The sequence below is a fragment of the Candidatus Enterococcus courvalinii genome (assembly GCF_017315945.1).
GTDB lineage: Bacteria > Bacillota > Bacilli > Lactobacillales > Enterococcaceae > Enterococcus_B > Enterococcus_B courvalinii.
Genome location: NZ_JAFLWI010000023.1, coordinates 1 through 17,256, shown reverse-complemented (window position 1 = coordinate 17,256; position 17,256 = coordinate 1). Strand labels below are relative to the sequence as shown.

Annotated in this window: 18 protein-coding genes; 5 read left to right on the top strand and 13 right to left on the bottom strand. The window is 35.1% G+C overall.

Going from position 1 to position 17,256, the window contains the following annotated elements:
* On the bottom strand, positions 1–1,433 hold a 1,433-nt coding region (locus JZO71_RS11885), incomplete at its 3' end, for an adhesive domain-containing protein (RefSeq protein WP_242590616.1).
* Positions 1,434–1,914: 481 nt separating this feature from the next.
* Here JZO71_RS11885 and JZO71_RS11880 point away from each other — a divergent pair.
* Positions 1,915–3,363 carry an AcpB/EbpR/MafR family transcriptional regulator gene (locus JZO71_RS11880; RefSeq protein ID WP_206899925.1) on the top strand — a complete coding sequence of 483 codons (1,449 nt, stop codon included), beginning with the start codon at positions 1,915–1,917 and terminating at the stop codon, positions 3,361–3,363.
* Between the two features lie 133 nt (positions 3,364–3,496).
* On the opposite strand, the gene JZO71_RS11875 is transcribed toward JZO71_RS11880, so the two are convergent.
* From JZO71_RS11875 to JZO71_RS11865, 3 genes are all read right to left on the bottom strand, one after another.
* Positions 3,497–3,697, bottom strand: coding sequence for a cold-shock protein (locus tag JZO71_RS11875; RefSeq protein WP_067480755.1), 201 nt, complete (start codon positions 3,695–3,697; stop codon positions 3,497–3,499).
* Positions 3,698–3,832: 135 nt separating this feature from the next.
* Positions 3,833–4,441 carry a superoxide dismutase gene (locus JZO71_RS11870; protein ID WP_206899923.1) on the bottom strand — a complete coding sequence of 203 codons (609 nt, stop codon included), beginning with the start codon at positions 4,439–4,441 and terminating at the stop codon, positions 3,833–3,835.
* 114 nt (positions 4,442–4,555) lie between these two features.
* On the bottom strand, positions 4,556–5,014 hold the full coding sequence (locus JZO71_RS11865; protein ID WP_206899921.1) for a GtrA family protein: 459 nt from the start codon (positions 5,012–5,014) through the stop codon (positions 4,556–4,558).
* 246 nt (positions 5,015–5,260) lie between these two features.
* Between JZO71_RS11865 and JZO71_RS11860 the strand changes: the two genes are divergently transcribed.
* Positions 5,261–6,070: a DUF1189 domain-containing protein gene (locus JZO71_RS11860; protein ID WP_206899920.1), complete on the top strand. Its 810-nt coding sequence runs from the start codon at positions 5,261–5,263 to the stop codon at positions 6,068–6,070.
* Positions 6,071–6,187: 117 nt separating this feature from the next.
* Positions 6,188–7,135: a phosphoglycerate dehydrogenase gene (locus JZO71_RS11855; RefSeq protein WP_206899918.1), complete on the top strand. Its 948-nt coding sequence runs from the start codon at positions 6,188–6,190 to the stop codon at positions 7,133–7,135.
* A 128-nt stretch (positions 7,136–7,263) separates the two neighbouring features.
* On the opposite strand, the gene JZO71_RS11850 is transcribed toward JZO71_RS11855, so the two are convergent.
* The 7 genes from JZO71_RS11850 to mltG form a co-directional block, all read right to left on the bottom strand.
* Positions 7,264–7,563, bottom strand: a complete 300-nt coding sequence (locus tag JZO71_RS11850; RefSeq protein ID WP_067480740.1) for a HesB/YadR/YfhF family protein — start codon at positions 7,561–7,563, stop codon at positions 7,264–7,266.
* 18 nt (positions 7,564–7,581) lie between these two features.
* Positions 7,582–8,247: a potassium channel family protein gene (locus JZO71_RS11845; protein WP_067480737.1), complete on the bottom strand. Its 666-nt coding sequence runs from the start codon at positions 8,245–8,247 to the stop codon at positions 7,582–7,584.
* 219 nt (positions 8,248–8,466) lie between these two features.
* Positions 8,467–9,099: a response regulator transcription factor gene (locus JZO71_RS11840; protein WP_086270797.1), complete on the bottom strand. Its 633-nt coding sequence runs from the start codon at positions 9,097–9,099 to the stop codon at positions 8,467–8,469.
* A 6-nt stretch (positions 9,100–9,105) separates the two neighbouring features.
* Positions 9,106–10,173: a two-component system sensor histidine kinase LiaS gene (gene liaS, locus JZO71_RS11835; RefSeq protein ID WP_206899912.1), complete on the bottom strand. Its 1,068-nt coding sequence runs from the start codon at positions 10,171–10,173 to the stop codon at positions 9,106–9,108.
* Complete coding sequence (liaF, locus tag JZO71_RS11830; protein ID WP_206899910.1) at positions 10,170–10,901, bottom strand: cell wall-active antibiotics response protein LiaF; 732 nt, start codon at positions 10,899–10,901, stop codon at positions 10,170–10,172. Before liaF ends, liaS begins: the two co-directional genes overlap by 4 nt.
* Positions 10,902–11,056: 155 nt before the next feature.
* Entirely contained in the window at positions 11,057–11,536 is a 480-nt protein-coding gene (greA, locus tag JZO71_RS11825) for a transcription elongation factor GreA (RefSeq protein WP_067480720.1), read from the bottom strand.
* 134 nt (positions 11,537–11,670) lie between these two features.
* Positions 11,671–12,843, bottom strand: a complete 1,173-nt coding sequence (gene mltG, locus JZO71_RS11820) for an endolytic transglycosylase MltG (protein ID WP_206899909.1) — start codon at positions 12,841–12,843, stop codon at positions 11,671–11,673.
* Between the two features lie 168 nt (positions 12,844–13,011).
* Between mltG and JZO71_RS11815 the strand changes: the two genes are divergently transcribed.
* Entirely contained in the window at positions 13,012–14,169 is a 1,158-nt protein-coding gene (locus JZO71_RS11815) for a serine hydrolase domain-containing protein (RefSeq protein ID WP_206899906.1), read from the top strand.
* A gap of 71 nt (positions 14,170–14,240) precedes the next feature.
* Here JZO71_RS11815 and JZO71_RS11810 read toward each other — a convergent pair whose 3' ends face one another.
* Positions 14,241–15,191 carry an NAD-dependent epimerase/dehydratase family protein gene (locus JZO71_RS11810; RefSeq protein ID WP_206899904.1) on the bottom strand — a complete coding sequence of 317 codons (951 nt, stop codon included), beginning with the start codon at positions 15,189–15,191 and terminating at the stop codon, positions 14,241–14,243.
* A 122-nt stretch (positions 15,192–15,313) separates the two neighbouring features.
* Positions 15,314–16,705 (bottom strand): O-antigen ligase family protein, encoded by a 1,392-nt coding sequence (locus JZO71_RS11805; protein ID WP_206899902.1) that lies wholly within the window; start codon positions 16,703–16,705, stop codon positions 15,314–15,316.
* Between the two features lie 131 nt (positions 16,706–16,836).
* On the opposite strand from JZO71_RS11805, the gene tagD reads away from it, so the two are divergent.
* The gene (gene tagD, locus JZO71_RS11800; protein WP_206899899.1) at positions 16,837–17,241 is read left to right on the top strand and encodes a glycerol-3-phosphate cytidylyltransferase; all 405 of its coding nucleotides are present in this window, start codon (positions 16,837–16,839) and stop codon (positions 17,239–17,241) included.
* The last annotated feature ends 15 nt before the right edge of the window (positions 17,242–17,256 follow it).

Genomic DNA, 17,256 nt, shown 5'->3' with positions numbered 1-17,256 from the left:
TCGGCGTCGGCATCGGCATCCGCGTCAGCATCGGCGTCGGCATCCGCATCCGCGTCAGCATCGGCGTCGGCATCCGCATCCGCGTCATCGTCGTCTTCATCCGGAATAAATGCTTGGGTCGGTAAACTTGGAATCTCATTTTCATCGTAAGCAATCAACTGAATTTCATCTAATGGATCAACGTCATCTGAAGAAATTGGAATAGTAAAGCTTCCTGTTACTTCATCCGCCGTTCCTTCACCAATTAATACACCATCTTTATAAATTCTTACTGTAGCACCAGGATCAGCCATCCCCGTGACTTCATAGCCATCAGCCACATTTCCAGTTACCACAACATTGTAAGGAGCAGTTACATCACTTGCCTCATAGAAAACTGGTGTGTACCCGTCATAATTTGAAGCAATGTCAATCGACAACAGATTTGTTTTAATCATCGTTGCTAAAAAACCTGCTTCATAGGGATTCGAGATGTCTACTCCCGCTGTCAATAAGTCTTGATAAGTTGGATCTTGGAGCATCGTTGGAATAGTCACAGTTGTTTGACCAAGCACACTGCCATCTACTAAATTACCAATCAACGAAGAACCTACATTAACTAGAGCTAAAGCCGTATTGTAAGTGAGTGTAAAAGCTGGTTTAAGTGTAGCATTTAACGTTCCATTAACTGCGCTTGCCGCAATCGTGCCAGCTATCCCTGAGCCAGAAGTTGGAACTGCTTGGATAGATTGCACTGCGTTATTCAAATCTGTTAAAATATCCGTTAGTGATTCACGAATGATTACTTCAAGAACGCCTTCGAGTTCGGCATAGATGTATTCATCACCTTGTGCTTCGAGTTGTAAGGCAACATCAGCAGCCGTTAAATTACTTAGGTTATTCAATAAGTCTAACTGTGTATAAACTTGTGATAAATCTACTGTTGCTAACGGGTTAAGTGCTAGTGCGGCGTTTATTCCATTCACTAAGGTAGTCACCGCACCATTTACAACTGTTAGTAATGGATCTAAGGCATTCGTAGGAAGTAGAATTTCGGTTGAGAATGTTCCATCACCGTTTGGCGTTACTATTCCTTGCATTTCTTCTGGAATTGCTAGAACTGCTAGACGATTTCCTGGTAAAACACTTAAATCAATTCCACTATCCGCTGAAATGATAAAATCAACAGCACGACTAGCATTTTCTAAAGGAAAAGGGGCAGAGCTGGTAGTTCCACTTGTATTAGACGAAGTTAAATTACTGAATAGCTGTCCGCTAATCAAATCTGCGTAAACTTCGTTTGTTTCAAGAGTAAAAAGTGGCGTAGCAATTGAAATTGGGGCTAACCCTAACAACATACCTGTTGCCAACGACGTTCCTACAAGCAAGTATTTTTTTGATCGGCGCTTAGTACTTGCTTTTTGGTCCATTAATCTTCGGTAGTCCTTTTTCATGTTTATCCTCCTTTTTGAAACACATCTCCTAACTGTCCAGTCCTCCAACAAAAGAATAAATATGTGAAGTAGCTAACGACCTCCCCTTTATATCCGATTTTTATACCTAAAAGGCGCCTTTTCAGGTATTTTCATTCACTAGCAACTTAAGTTATTCGGAGTTTATCAAGGGTATATTATAAAATCTATTATTTTGCTCGTTAGTCAATAAAATAACCACCATTAAACGAAATTGTTACTTTAAGATTAAAAAATAATCAAAAATGTATTATAATATTCACCATGAATAGATAAGAACTCTTATAAAACAAATAAATCTATAACACGCAAAAAAGATAAAATATCATAAGATATTTTATCTTTTTGTAGTTTTACGTTATTTTTTCTTATTTTTTGTGTTAGTTTCATGACGAAAAATGAGAATTTTTAACAAATTTTACTAACTTATCTATTTTAAATAATTTTTGAAGGAGTAACTTATATGAATCAATTTTTTAGTTTAGAACGTCCAATCCAGATGCAGTTAGCCATTCTTGAAACACTTTACTTTTCAGAAAAGCCTTATTCTTTGGAGAAGCTTGCTCATTCGCTCTCCTCTGACAAACGATCAGTAGCCCAATATTGTCAAAAAATTCAAGAATTACCATATGCGATTCATTTTGCCAAAACTTCATCTCATTATCGCTTCACAGGTGATGCAAAAGAGTATCAACTTTTATATGCAGATATCTTAGCCTTGTCTCCTATTTTTCAACTAATTTATCAATTGATATTCGTCTCAAAAATCCAAATAATGGACTTTTTGGTTTCACTTGAAATCAGTGAATTTATTTTACGTAGACATATTACACAATTAAATAAAAAACTTGCCCCTTATGAAATACAAATAAAAACCAAAAAAGGAGACATTTATCTAACAGGAAAGGAAACACAAATCCGTTATTTTAGTTACTTAGTTTTGTGGGAGACTTATCGTGGGGTAATTTGGCCTTTTTCAACTATTGACTTTGAACAAACATTATCTGATGTAGAGAACCTTTTTGAAGCTGTAGGCCAGCAACCAAATAAAATAAAAGCCCTCCAATGGTGCTATATTTCTGCTGTTAATTTTTTGCGATCTTCTCAAGGACATTTGATTGACAACCGTACATTGCCCACATTTACCACACAAATCTGGAAAGAATTTTCGGAAGAAGTGCAGAGCTTTCAGGAAGCAATCGGAGATAAGCTTTCGGAAACAGAATTACGCTTTTCTTTTCTTTGGATGCAATCGAAAACAAATTTTTATTTAGCGGAAAACTTTTTGGAAAGAGCATTAAAACTTCATTTAGCAAAACAAACATCCGCAAGACTATTTTTGATCAAATTTTTCTCTTATTTAAATACATTAAAACGAAATCAGTTTAACCACATCAAAAAACGTAAACTGTTAAATGCAACCTTATTAGCTAATTCGATACACGCTATCTTATTTCCAAATTTTTTAACATTAAATAAAGAATTTATTTTTGATATAGAAGAAAAGCATCCCAATCTTTTAGAGGAAATGACCCGAGTATGCACGGAGTTCAAAAGCCATGAGCAGACACTTTATTGGTTACAGCCATGGATTTTGACAGAAGCGTTTTTGATCATTGCTCCTCCAACGTATTTTGACAAACAGGTCAATGTCAAATTTGAAAGTGACCTCCCTCATTCGCTAGAACTAGCAACCATGAAAAAGATCAATGATTCTTTACGTCCTTACGTCAATGTGTTTATGACAAATGACCTTGTCGTTCAACCAGATTTGATCATCCGAACAACCGATACGTTACTTACCATGCCCACATTTGAAGAAGAACCTACAGTTGTTACAATTTCCATCCAATACATTGAAAAACAAATCCATTCACTGGTTCACTTTATTAAAGAACGTTTCGTTCTATAATTCATTCATTTATACAGACTAAAAAAGGAGTCGTAGCACAAGCCACAACTCCTTTTTTGTATGATCTCGTAAAAAAAAATCCAACTTTTTTAAGGGGACGTATTTTTGATAAGATCGTTTGATTCAACAGATATTATAATTTAGTCACTTCAGCAGCTTGAGGTCCGCGTGAACCTTCAACAATTGTGAATTCAACTTCTTGGCCTTCTTCTAAGCTCTTGAAGCCATCTCCTTGAATTGCTGAGAAGTGTACGAATACGTCATCTCCGCCATCTACTGTAATAAACCCAAATCCTTTTTCATTGTTGAACCATTTAACTGTTCCGTGTTCCATAAGTGTATAGCCTCCAAAAAATGTTCTTGTAAGAATTCTTCTTACAAAAATATTATACCGAATTTAGAAAACGCTCGCAAGGCTGTTTTTACTTTTTCCGGAAACAGCTAAAGATGGAACTAACATATAAACATGTTATTTTGCTTGTTCAAACTGTTTGTTTACTTCATCCCAGTTCACAAGATTCCAGAACGCTTCGATGTAATCAGGACGTACATTTTTATATTTCAAATAATACGCATGTTCCCACACATCTAAACCTAATACAGGTGTTTGTCCTTCCATCAAAGGTGAATCTTGATTAGCAGTTGAAGTAATAACTAATTTGCCATTGTCAATAGCCAACCAAGCCCAACCAGAACCAAAGCGACCAGTTGCAGCAGTTTTGAATTCTGATTTAAATGAAGCAAAGTCACCAAAAGCAGTATCAATTGCTTCTTTGATTGCTCCTGTTGGTTCGCCACCAGCATTTGGTGCCATAATCTTCCAGAAGAATGAATGGTTTGCGTGTCCGCCACCGTTATTGCGAACTGCAGTTTTGATATCTTCAGGAATAGCATCCATATCAGAAATTAGTTCTTCTACTGATTTTTCTCCAAGTTCTGGATGTTTTTCGATTGCTGCATTGAGATTAGTAACGTAAGTGTTATGGTGCTTGTCATGATGAAGGTGCATTGTTTCTTCATCGATATAAGGTTCTAAAGCATCATATGCATAGGGTAAATCAGGTAATGTGTAAGTCATTGAAAATCTTCCTCCTCAATAATTCTGTTAGTCTTTACACTCAAAAGAGTAACAAAGAGTTGAGATTTCTTCAAAAGTTATGCCTACGATTTTTGTTATTGTTCTTCGATTCGATTATTTGATTTCTTTGATTTCATCGATTACCTCAGTTTTTTTGAAAATAAATAACTTGCTGAATGCATAGTTAGCCAAAACAACTAAGATTTGTGTAATGATTTTAGCCACATACTCGTTACTATTTAACCCCTGAATGAGTAAAATCATCGCACCCATGTCTAGCCCATAGGAAACAATTCGATAGAAAAGAAATTTTGCAAATTCTCCCACCATGTGCCAAAAACTTGGTGATTTAGAATGAAAAACCCAAATTTTATTTGTTACAAAAGCAAACAACACTGAACAAATCCAGGAAATCGTATTTGATACGACCATGCTGAAACCAAATATTTGTAATGCTAACGCAAAGGTCACAAAGTTTACCACCGTTGCTAACCCACCAAAAAAAATGTACACAAAAATTTCCCAGTACCCTTTTTCTTCTAAAAATTCTTTGATTTGCAAATATACTTTCATTTTTGAACCTACCCTTATTAAAATTCTTATTTATCATACGATATTTTCAAAAAACTTTCAGCCAGATTATTAAAAAATTAGTAAATAGTTTTGTTGATTTATAAAAAAACAAACAACTACTTTCTGTAAGGATAACATTTTTCCGATTAACAGCCAATCAATCTTGTAATTTTGCCTCCTTCTCTTGTATTTCCAGCTATACTTCGCTAGAATTGCTGTTGAAGACAATACTAAAGAGGAGCTATTATGACAACAAAACAATTAATATTCAGTTCATTTACACAATTCAAAAATCTCAAAGAGGCACGACAAACTCCTTTTTGGAAATCGATTCTTTATCTTTTAGCGCTAAGCGTAATCATGGCTTTACCAATTTCATTCCAAGTCTTTCAAGTTTTGGATAACATCAAGACTGATGGACAACAAATCGCCAAAAAAATCCCTGATTTTGAAATCAAAGATGGGCAATTAGATGCTCATGGCGCTGAAGGTTTCATTTATCAAACAAATTCCATCATTTTTACTTTTGATCCTGATGGGAAACGTTCTGAACATGACATTTCTACTGATTTGATGGGGAATTTTATCAGTGTTGGCATGCTGAAAGATCAAATGGTTATTGCCTTACCAAATTCTGGTACGACTACTTCTTTGTTAGGTAGCAATGAGATGACCTTAAATTATTCAAATGAGGCATTAGCTGACTTGAATGGGCAACAAATGCGTGAGGTTTTGGCGAACTCAACGATTCCATTCTGGATTAAAGCAGTGACTTTTATTATCACAATTTATCCAAGTTTTCTTAACTTACTGATTACATTGACCATTGCGAGCTTTGCAGGCTATATCTATGCTCGTTTGCGTTTAACTAGAGCAACATTCCTTGACTGTTTGAAAACAATGATTTATGCGATCACGTTACCAACTCTTCTTTCTACCGTGATCTTAATTTTTGTTCCAACATTTGATACAAGTATATTCATCACATTAGTCGGCTTATTTATTTTCATTCAGGCAAGTAAAGGTTGGCCAAGATTTCAATTACCAAAACAATAATTCTATTTCAGCCATGACACTTGTCATGGCTTTTTTTATTTGCTGTTCTCCTCATCAACTTACTTCAAACTTTTCATACTTTGCGCTACACTTAAGGCAAGAAAGGTGGTCTAATCTATGAAACAGCCAATTATTTACTCCACTCGTCCTTTTCGTGACGAATTCATCGAAAGAATCGAGACACTTGCACCAAATTATCAATTTAAAACAGAGCTAACCTCTGCTGAACTTTCACAAGTTGAAATCAGCTTGGGCTGGAATCGTGAATTTCAGTCTGAGCTACTAGCAAGCAATAATTTGAAATGGGTTCAATCCATTTCTGCTGGTGTCGACACCTTACCATTAGAAGAATTTTCAAAACAAGATATCTTACTTTCAAATGGTAGTGGTATCCATAGTGAATCAATTGCTGAGCATTTGATGGGTATCATTTTTGGGTATTCTCGTGGTCTTCTGCAGGCACAAAAAGCACAAGTTGCTCAAAAATGGCTTGGTTCTGACATTCACTATCAAGCAATCCAAAAGAAAAAGCTGCTGATTATTGGTACTGGGCATATCGGTAAAATGGTCGCTCAAAGAGCAGAAGTTTTTGGAATGGAAATCTATGGTATCAATACGACCGGTCGACCAGTAGAGCATATTAAAGAGACCTTTCCATTAGCAAAACTTAAAGAGGTCTTACCGACGATGGATATTGTAATCAACATCTTGCCGCTGACCGAACAAACCAACGGCCTATTTAATCAAGAATTGTTCACTTTCTTTTCACCAACAGCGCTCTTCATCAATGTTGGCCGTGGACCATCTGTTAAGACCGACGAATTGATTGACGCGCTAGATCAAAAGAAACTAGCTTTTGCAGCGTTAGATGTCTTTGAAGAGGAACCACTGCCAAAAAGCAGTCCACTTTGGTCAATGGAAAATGTACTGATCACACCACATATTGCTGGCTTGACTCCCCATTTTCAAACTAAATTTATGGACATTTTTCTCAAGAACCTTGAAAGTTATCTTTCAGATCAGACTCTTGCAGTCAATCAAGTACAGTTGCTTTCTGGCTATTAAAATAAAGGCTCCTTGACTCCCTAAACTCTCGCGTAATTTTTGTTTTGCGAACGAAACAGACTAGAGTCATTAATCAAAAAAGAACGGCGAAACCAACCAATGATTTCTCCGTTCTTTTTGTTTTATTTTTAATCATTTTTTTCAAAATGATAAGCTGGTTCATCTTTTTTGGCATCATAGTCGACAACCAAATCATATCCTTTGAAAAACCATTCATCGGCTTCTTCAATAAAAAATTTCATGCCATCAATCAGTTCTTCTTCAATCACATTTTCCGGTTCTTCAACTGATAATCCAATCGAAAAACCTTCGTGTACCTCTGTTTTACCATAAACTTTTCCGAAAAAGCGAATGCCAAGATTTTCAGGTGGATTCACTTCTTTTTTAAACCATTCTTGTGCTGCAGGTGTTACTGTTAACTTCGTCAAAATCATTCACCCCTATAATTATTGATTCATTTTATCATCTAGCATCTCTACATCTTCTGTTTCTCCGATTACTAATAAATTGTCATTTTGGCGGACAAATTCATCTGCAGCTGGAGAAACAACGACTGTTCGATCAACTCGACGAATGGCCACAACAGTTAAATCAAACCGTTGTCGGAAATTTAGTTCGCCTAGTGTTTTGTTGAAAAATTTAGGATTGGCTACTCGAATCTCAGCTAATGAGTACGCATCCGTCAGTTCTAAATAATCTAAAATATTTTTTGAAACTAAATTATGCGCAATACGAACCCCCATGTCTCTTTCCGGATGTACTACGCGATCTGCGCCAATTTTTTCTAAAACCCGTGCATGATACTCATTTTGTGCCTTCACCAGTATATTTGGTACACCCATCTCCTTGACCATTAGTGTCACTAAAATGCTGGCTTGGATATCTTCACCAATTGCCACAATCACATGGTCAAAGTTACGAATGCCTAACGAACGCAAAGTCATCTCATCTTGCGCATTTGCTACCACCGCATGCGTAGCAATATTCATATATTCATTTACACGATCTTCATTGCTGTCAATTGCCAAAACTTCTTGTCCTGATTCAATCAACGTGCGACAGATACTGCCACCAAATCGACCAAGACCGATGATTGCAAAATTTTGTTTCAAGTCATTACTCCTCTTCATTCTTATTTCTTTTCAAGTATAGCAAAGCCTTTTCAAAAACAAAAGAGGCGAGACTTATTCAAACCTTTATCCTTCAAAAAATTTCTAGTTTCTCTTCGCAAAAAAATAAAAAGCAGGACAAAACACCATTAGTCTTGCCCTACCTTCTTTTTAAATTTAAGCAGTATTCTATTATCAATTGTCTGTTTATTGATCGATTCGTTATTTGACCAAACCATGTTTAAATGCATAAATTGCTGCTTGGGTACGATCCTCAACCTCAAGTTTTGCTAGAATATTTGAAACGTGGGTTTTGACTGTTTTCAAAGTGATAAATAACTCATCTGCAATTTCTTGATTACTCTTTCCTTCAGAAATCAACATCAGGATCTCATTCTCTCGTTTCGTCAGGTCTTCATGCAAAATAGGTTCGTTTCGCCGACTCATTTTTTCCATCATTTTGGTTGTTACTTCTGGTTCTAACACTCGCTCGCCACGTTGCGTTGCACGAATCGCATCTGCGATCTCATGCGCAGTCGAAGTTTTTAATAAATAGCCTGCGGCACCAGCCTCAATCGCAGGATACACTTTTTCATCATCAATAAAGCTCGTGACAATAATAATTTTTGCCTCTGGCCAATCTTTTAAGATAGCTTTTGTTGACTCGATTCCATCCATTTCTTCCATCACTAAATCCATTAGAATAACATCTGGCCGAAGCTCCATTGCTTTTTCATAGCCAATTAAACCATTCTCAGCCTCTCCAACTACTTCGATATCATCCTGAATAGACAAGTAGGAAGAAACACCTAAACGTACCATCTCGTGGTCATCTACGAGCATTACTTTTATCATTCGCCGTTATACCTCCTTAATTAAAGGAACCTTGATCTCGACACTCGTTCCCTGTCCTTTAAAGCTAATAATTTTCACTGTGCCACCAATTCCTGCAACACGTTCTTTGATATTCCCTAAACCGTAACTTCCCGTTTTCGTTTCGTTCATATTGAATCCTGTTCCGTCATCAATAACACGTAGTAATAGGTTATTATCGATCCGATGCAAATAAACCTCTAATTCATTCGCTTTTGCATGGCGTAATGTATTTGAAAGCAACTCTTGCACAATCCGGAAAAGATGATCCTCAATCGAACTGGATAATTGAACATCTTCAATCTCCCACTTCAACGAAATTTGAATTTTATTTTGTAATTCTTTTAATAATTGCTCAATTCCTTGTTTCAAACTTTTCTCTTCCAGATTAACAGGGCGCAAATGTAATAATAACGCGCGCATCTCTGATTGAGAAGCATTTATAATCTCTGCGACCATGCGCAATTGTTTCCGAAAGACTTCTGGGGTGTCACTTTTTTCTGCCTGTTCAGTCAAAGCAGACATCATCATCATGGCAGCAAATAACTGCTGTGAAACAGAATCATGCAATTCACGGGCTAATCGATGTCTCTCTAATTCTAAGATTTCTTCTTTTGTTTGTCCATTTACATACTGCGGACGACTTGTTAAGATCTGAAGTTCACTAGAAACTTCAATCATTTTCTCTTTGATTTTAATGATTTCTTGGTCAATATCTTTGATGTATTCATTATCGGTTGGTGCTAAGATTGGCTGATCCAAAATTTTCGCATCATAGTTGCCAGAAGAAACAGCTCGTAACTTTTCTTCGATTTTACCATATCTGGCTTTTTGAACAACTGATACGATCAAAAAAGTCAATAAACCTACACCCAAGGAAATCGCAAATAAATGAAAAATCAGTGGTACATAAAGTAATCTTGCCTGAAATAATTCCGCCCACCAATGCGTCTGTTTACTTGCATAAAAATAGGTGAACATAGCAAATAAAATAACCATAAATGTACCCAGTGAAGCATAAAAAGCAATCATTTGTCGGGAGATTTTTCCAATCATACACGAATCACCTCAACATCACCAAGCAACGTATTCGTAATGATTTTCAATCGCCGAGGGTTTTCGTCATAATCATTACTATAGATTTTTATTGACTCATTTTTTAATGAAAATTGTTCTTCTTCAAAATAAACATTTCCAAATAACGTCGCGTGCTCTAGACTAATGGCGATCCCTAACGGAACAAGAATTCTTGTTCGGCCTATACCTTTTCGAACAATCACAATATTATCATCCTTAGGTAACAAGGTATTTCCTAAATCAATGATCGTATCACCTGAGGCAATTGCAATATTGATGTCATCCCATTCATACACATCTGAACCAATTCTTTGATTTCCAATTAGTTGTTGTTTGGTGCGTTCGTTGTTATGAGATTTCAGCTGTTCCGTTTGAATCATCATCATTTGTTTTTTTCGCCAAAAAGCATTTTTAGTTAAATCAATACCAGAGATTTCAACACCTTTTAATCCAATAAACAACACGGCAAAAATCAGCATCAACCAGAGTGCTGGACTACTAATCAAACTGAAAAAGAGGATCAAGCTCCCTAGAATCAATTGAAATTTTTGAAATTTTTTGCGTGGTTTCTTGCGCAGTGCCAAATAAATATTGAGTATACCAAAAACCACGAAGATCAAGATTTCTGTATTATTAACAATTTGCCAAACAGCAAATAATAGCAATAAGGTTTCGACTACGAAAAAAAATCGTAAAGAACTATTCATCAGCTTGCTCCTTTCCTACTCGCTTTCTTCATCATACCTATTTTTTTGAGGCTTTACTATAGGTCTCTGGTTGTAAAAATTATTTTTTTATCAAATAAACCAAAAAGAAAGACCTAGACGAATCAACTGATTACGCTCTAGGTCTGTTAACAAAATTAAGCTTGTTCAACTTTAACGATTTTAACTAACATGTCTCCACCTGGTGTAGTGATTGTTACTTCATCGCCTTTTACCTTTCCAATCAAAGCTTGTGCAATTGGAGAGTCATTTGAAATCTTACCAGAAAATGGATCAGCTTCAGCACTACCAACAATAGTATATTCTTCTTCGTCCCCATCTGGAAGTTCAACAAATGTAACTGTTTTTCCGATTGAAACTTCGTCAGAATCAACGCCGTTATTATCAATGATCTGTGCAAAACGAATCATTGTTTCAATCGTTGTAATACGTCCTTCTACAAAAGCTTGTTCATCTTTTGCTGATTCATACTCTGAGTTTTCTGACAAATCGCCAAAGCTCCGAGCAATTTTGATACGCTCAATAATTTCTCCGCGTTTAACTGTTTTTAATTCTTCCAATTCTTGTTCTAGCTTTTCTTTTCCTTCTAGCGTCATTGGGTAAACTTTCTCTACCATTCGTAACGTCTCCTTCATCTCAATAAACTACCACAAAAGGTAACCCTTTATGGACTATAGTCCAAAAAAGATTACCATGCTTTTTCTAAAATGTAAATGTTTTTCTAAAAATGAATCAATAACACTAATTTATTTTATGATTTATTGACATATTTTTCAACTAATTCTAAGTGTTCTTCATACGTTTTGGCAAAGTAAACATTTCCTGTACTGATATCTGCTACAAAATAGTAATAATCATTATCTGCAGGAGATAAGACTGCTTTGATGGATTCCTCACTAGGACTATCAAATGGTCCTGGACCAAATCCAGAATTTGTATACAAGTTGTATGGAGAGTCAACTGCAGTATCTGCATAGCTAACGGTTTCTTTGTGTTCGCCAAGCGCATATAAAACGGAAATATCCGTTTGCAATGGCATATCTGACTCAATTCGGTTGTAGAAAACTCGTGCAATATTCTTGCGGTCGTTCTCTTTGACGCCTTCTTTTTCAACTAAAGAAGCCAAAGTCAATATCTCTTGAACAGTATGATTTTGTTGCTTGATTGTTGTATAGTAATCTTGCATAACTGAGTCTGTTTTTTCAACCATTTGGATAACTAAATCTTTCAAGGACGTATCCTTGTAATAATCATAAGTAGCTGGGAACAAATAACCTTCTAAATGATATTTCGCATCTTTAGCTTGAGATGTACTTTCTAGCAGTTCTGGGAATTTTTGATACAACTCTTTTAAGAAAGCTTCATCTGTCATTAAATCTAAGAATTCTTGCTTATCTTTCCCAGTGATTTTAGCCACTCGACTCGCTATCTGGTCAATATCATAACCTTCAGGAATCGTGATTTTTCCATCGGCAACTGCTTTTGCTTCAGCAGTTCCACCTTCTTGCAGTAGTTTGCCAATCTCATCTAAAGTCATGTCTGGAGACATTTGATAAAATCCTGCTTGAAAACCGGTTAAATTTTTAAATTTCGTATAATAATTAAAAACGATACCACTTTTGATAACATGATCCTTTTCGAGGATTTCACCGATTTGTTTATTTGAAGAACCAGTTGGAACTTCTACTTGAACTAATTGACTATCTGATTTGTCTAACGGTTGCAAGCCACTTTCAACATATTTATAGGTAGTAAAACCAAATACGCCTACAATTGCCAGTAAAGTGATCACAATCACTAAAATGATCTTGCCAACGATCTTATCTTCTTTTTTACGCAAATTTTTACGTTTAACTATAACATCTTGCGTTGTCGTGTGTTCATTCTTAATTTTTTCTTCTGGATGTTGTTTGTTTTCTGACAAAACAACTCCTCCTTACTCTCAAGTTCATAACTCCGTCTATTATACATGAAATTCCTTTCAGAGTGAATTCTTTTCATAAAATATCTTATTGCAAAATTGTTAGTAGGAATCACCTTTACCCGCGTATTAAAATAAAAGTGTTTTAAAAATATCAGAAAGGATAGTCCTATGCACAATAAAAAAAATCAGCAAAAGCAAGCAAAGAAGAAAAAAATTCTTCTTTCTATCTTAACTCTTCTTCTGGGATTAGGCGTGGCCACAGGCTGGTATCTGCTCCTTCTTTCTGACATAATCAAGCCAATTACGGATTCAGAGCCAACAACTGTGGTAAAACTAACCGATTCCGAAGAAAAAACAGCAACACAAATGGACCAATTCTTGAAAAAATCGGATTACATTGGCACAATCTATGTTCGAAAAAATAATCGAATTATCTTAGAAAAAACTTATGGTTATGCAAACAAAGAAACAAATCAACTAAATTCTTTATCGCTTGACTATCAGATTGGTTCAATCCAAAAAGCGATGACTGCTCTGCTCATCCTAAAGCAAATTGAACAGAAAAAAATTAGTTTTACCACACCTTTAGCTACCTTCTACCCACAGATTCCAGGTAGTCAAACAATCACAATTCATGACTTATTGGTGATGCGATCTGGCCTGCATAAAACCGAACAGCCTTCTATTCCACTAAATGATCGTGACATCGTTCAATTCACCGTAGAGCATTTAAAATGGACTGATTATCAAACTTATCATTATGAACCACTAAACTTTACTTTGTTGACAGGAATTCTAATGCAGTTAACTAACAAAAGTTATGAAGAATTGTTATCGGAATCATTAATTCAACCTCTACAATTACACCATACTGATTTTTATGAAAATGTCAAAAATTCTCCTCAGCATGCTACCTCTTATCAAATGACGGCTGATGATGACTACTGGAAAGCATTGGATGAAAATGAAACTGCGATTCATAACGAATTAGGAACGGGGAATATCAGTATGAATACGTATGATCTAGCAGCCTTTTTCACAAAAGTGTTATCTGGACAACTTATTTCAAAAAAACTGCTCTTTTCACTTTGGCAAAACAATCAGTTAAAGCATCCCTATAGTGGTGGTGTTTACAGTGGAGAAAATTACATTCTAGCACAAGGAAACATCAATCGGTTTCACTCTGTCGTTGCGATGACAAAAGATACAAAAAATGCCATTGTTATGCAAAGTAATATCCAATCTGACACAAAAATAAAACCCGGTGCAGTCGCTATTAGAAATCAACTTTATAAAATTCTGACTGGAAAAAAACTTCCTTCATAATTTTCGCTACAAAAAATAGCAAGGTGGTAGATAAAAATACCACCTTGCTATTTTGTTACAATATAAAACCTTTAATCAGTAAACTCACTTTCAATGTAACATTTCATACCATCCAAAATATCAAACTTTGGTTGATAACCTAACGTTTTGATTTTTGAAATATCTGCCAATGAATCATGAATATCACCTGAACGCTCTTCTTCAAATTTTAACTCTAACTTCACATTCAAAATCTTGTCAATTGCCTGGATAAGTTCAAGTAATGTTGTACTATTACCTGTTCCTACATTGAATTGTTTCCCTAAAGCTTCCTCTTTCGTTGCCACCAGCATCAACGCTTGAATCACGTCTTCGATATAAACGAAGTCCCTTGATTGGCTACCATCACCGAACAAAGTGAAAACAGCTGGTTCGCCCGCTAACTGTTTCTTGTAGCGATCCATTAAAATTGAGATAACACCACTATAAGGTGAGTTAGGGTTTTGATTTGGTCCAAAAACATTGAAGAAACGAACCGCACTAGTTGGTATATCGTACAAATGATAGTAATCCAAAGCATACTGTTCCGCAGCAAATTTATCTACGGCATAAGGTGTCAACGGACGGATCACCGACTCTTCTTGTTTTGGCAAAGTCAATTCGTCTCCATACACAGCAGCTGAAGAGCTAAAGACTAAACGCTTTAGATTAGGCTGATGCTGACGAATCAATTCTAATAATGTCAATACACTTTCAAAATTCACACGATGTGTTGCAACAGGACGCTCCACAGAATCTGCCACACTTGCAACCGCAGCTAAATGAAAAATATAAGCAAATGAATATTCAGAAAGCAACTGTTCCATCAGCATTTTATCTGCTACATCGCCTTTTACGAATTTAATATTGTTTGATGAAATCAAATTTTCTTGTTTTCCCATGGATAAGTCATCCACAACAACGATTTTATTTTCTTTACTTAAATAATTTGCTAGCGTAGAACCAATAAATCCGGCTCCGCCAGTGATTAATATGTTGTCCACTCAATTCAACTCCAATATATTCCTAGTAATAAATCCATCAATAATTAAAGACTAGCACCTTTCAGTCACAAAAACAATATCCACTTTTTATTTCATTTTTTGATATTTATACTATAAAAACACTATTCTGAAATTTTTTTCTGAATCTTCCCAAGATGACTCCAAAAGACAAATGATCCAATTGTGCTGACTAACACAAGCTCAGTAATAAATAAAGCAGAAACTACAATAGTTAACATAATCAAAATGTCAAAAAAGACTTCATCCTTAACTAAATCATTTCGTGTAAAACAATATCTTAAAGTTTTATAACATTGAATAAAAAAGAAACAGAAGAACGTTATTAACCCTAATCCGCCCGTAGCAGCCATTATTAGGAAAATAAAGCTATGAGCAGTCAGATTATCTTTCCCCATAAAAGTGTGTGGGAGTTTGTCATGAGCATATTGAATATAATAACCAGGAGACCCCCCAGACATTGGATTACTCTTAAAGATTTCAACAGCACTTGCCCATAATTGGAAGCGTAAATTAGAAATATCTCCTCCTTCTGTATCTGGTCTATCAAGATTGACTTTTTCTTTTGGCGGTACTTTTTGATTCGAGTTGTTTGATTTGTTTGGATCATTCACATTTTTTAAATGAGTAATCGTTGGTACGTATGCCCAACCATTAGCAGTTACATAATTCAGTGTGTATACACCGAGCATTGAAACACATCCTATTAGAAATGAAACAATCCATTTATAAATTATTTTGTTCTTTAGATATTTACTACTGAAGAATGAAAAGAAAGCAAATACAAAAGTAACAATTAGCATACATACAAGAGTTGTTCTAGAACCAGAGAGTGCAATAAAAGAAAACTGAATAGTAATATTAAGAATAATGAACGTTTTTAGCAACAGATGCATTGATGTTTTAGTAATCAAATAATATATACTTATTAGGATAACAACAAATGAAATAACTGCTCCAAAATTTGGATCTGTATAGATACCAAACAAACGATTTCCAAGCCACCCTAGTCTAACAGGATAATATTTATACTGAATTGGAATCTTGACGCCATATTGAATAATGAACATATACAAAGAAATGGTATTATTAATAAACCATACAATAGAAATTAACCAGCCAAATAATTTAAAAAAGAAGTTGGCACCATAATCTTTTCCAAACTGGTAAACAATAAAGAAAAAGATAGCTTGCCACATCAATAGCTTGATATTTTGACTATAGCCGTATTCTAAATTCATCAAGCTACTGATCAGCATAGCTCCTAAAAAACTATACAACAGCCAATCATATTTTCTTAATTTTTTTTCTCTGAATCCAATAATAAAATCGATAACTATTAAAAAGCAACCAAAAATTCCCGCTGGCCAAAACAATAGAGTATCATATTTTGTTGGCAATAATAAATATGGTCCAATTGCTCGCAGCATTAAAATAAAACTAAAATAAATAAAATAGCATCCTTTAATACGCATAAAAACTTTTTTATTAAACATATTTCTCCTCCACTAGAGATTATTTGTCTCAATAACCTTTACTTATTCCCTTTAAACAAACAATTCCTTCCAATTCTATCAAAAAAGTGCTAGACTAACAACATATTATCAATGATTATACGAGGTGAAAAATGAAAAGAGTAATTACCTATGGTACTTTTGACTTGTTACATTATGGACACATCAACTTGCTAAAACGTGCTAAAGAATATGGTGACTATTTAATTGTTGCTCTTTCAACAGATGAATTTAATTGGGAAGAGAAACAAAAAAAATGTTATTTTAGCTATGAGAAAAGAAAACAACTTCTTGAGGCTATTCGATACGTTGACTTAGTTATCCCTGAAAAAAGTTGGGATCAAAAGGCAAAAGATATTAAAGAATTTCAAGCTGATTACTTTGTAATGGGCGATGACTGGGCAGGACACTTTGATGAATTAGAGCAACTAACAGACGCAGAAGTTATATACTTGCCCAGAACTCCTGAAATTTCTACAACACAAATAAAAAAAGATCTTAATTCAAAAGAAAAATAAATAAAACTCCTTCAT

Bases quoted from the DNA above. Each gene is read 5' to 3' on its own strand.
- JZO71_RS11880 (WP_206899925.1), top strand. From the start codon at position 1,915: ATGAATCAATTTTTTAGTTTAGAACGTCCAATCCAGATGCAGTTAGCC.
- JZO71_RS11875 (WP_067480755.1), bottom strand. From the start codon at position 3,697: ATGGAACACGGAACAGTTAAATGGTTCAACAATGAAAAAGGATTTGGG.
- JZO71_RS11870 (WP_206899923.1), bottom strand. From the start codon at position 4,441: ATGACTTACACATTACCTGATTTACCCTATGCATATGATGCTTTAGAA.
- JZO71_RS11865 (WP_206899921.1), bottom strand. From the start codon at position 5,014: ATGAAAGTATATTTGCAAATCAAAGAATTTTTAGAAGAAAAAGGGTAC.
- JZO71_RS11860 (WP_206899920.1), top strand. From the start codon at position 5,261: ATGACAACAAAACAATTAATATTCAGTTCATTTACACAATTCAAAAAT.
- JZO71_RS11855 (WP_206899918.1), top strand. From the start codon at position 6,188: ATGAAACAGCCAATTATTTACTCCACTCGTCCTTTTCGTGACGAATTC.
- JZO71_RS11840 (WP_086270797.1), bottom strand. From the start codon at position 9,099: ATGATAAAAGTAATGCTCGTAGATGACCACGAGATGGTACGTTTAGGT.
- liaS (WP_206899912.1), bottom strand. From the start codon at position 10,173: ATGATTGGAAAAATCTCCCGACAAATGATTGCTTTTTATGCTTCACTG.
- liaF (WP_206899910.1), bottom strand. From the start codon at position 10,901: ATGAATAGTTCTTTACGATTTTTTTTCGTAGTCGAAACCTTATTGCTA.
- greA (WP_067480720.1), bottom strand. From the start codon at position 11,536: ATGGTAGAGAAAGTTTACCCAATGACGCTAGAAGGAAAAGAAAAGCTA.
- JZO71_RS11815 (WP_206899906.1), top strand. From the start codon at position 13,012: ATGCACAATAAAAAAAATCAGCAAAAGCAAGCAAAGAAGAAAAAAATT.
- JZO71_RS11805 (WP_206899902.1), bottom strand. From the start codon at position 16,705: ATGTTTAATAAAAAAGTTTTTATGCGTATTAAAGGATGCTATTTTATT.
- tagD (WP_206899899.1), top strand. From the start codon at position 16,837: ATGAAAAGAGTAATTACCTATGGTACTTTTGACTTGTTACATTATGGA.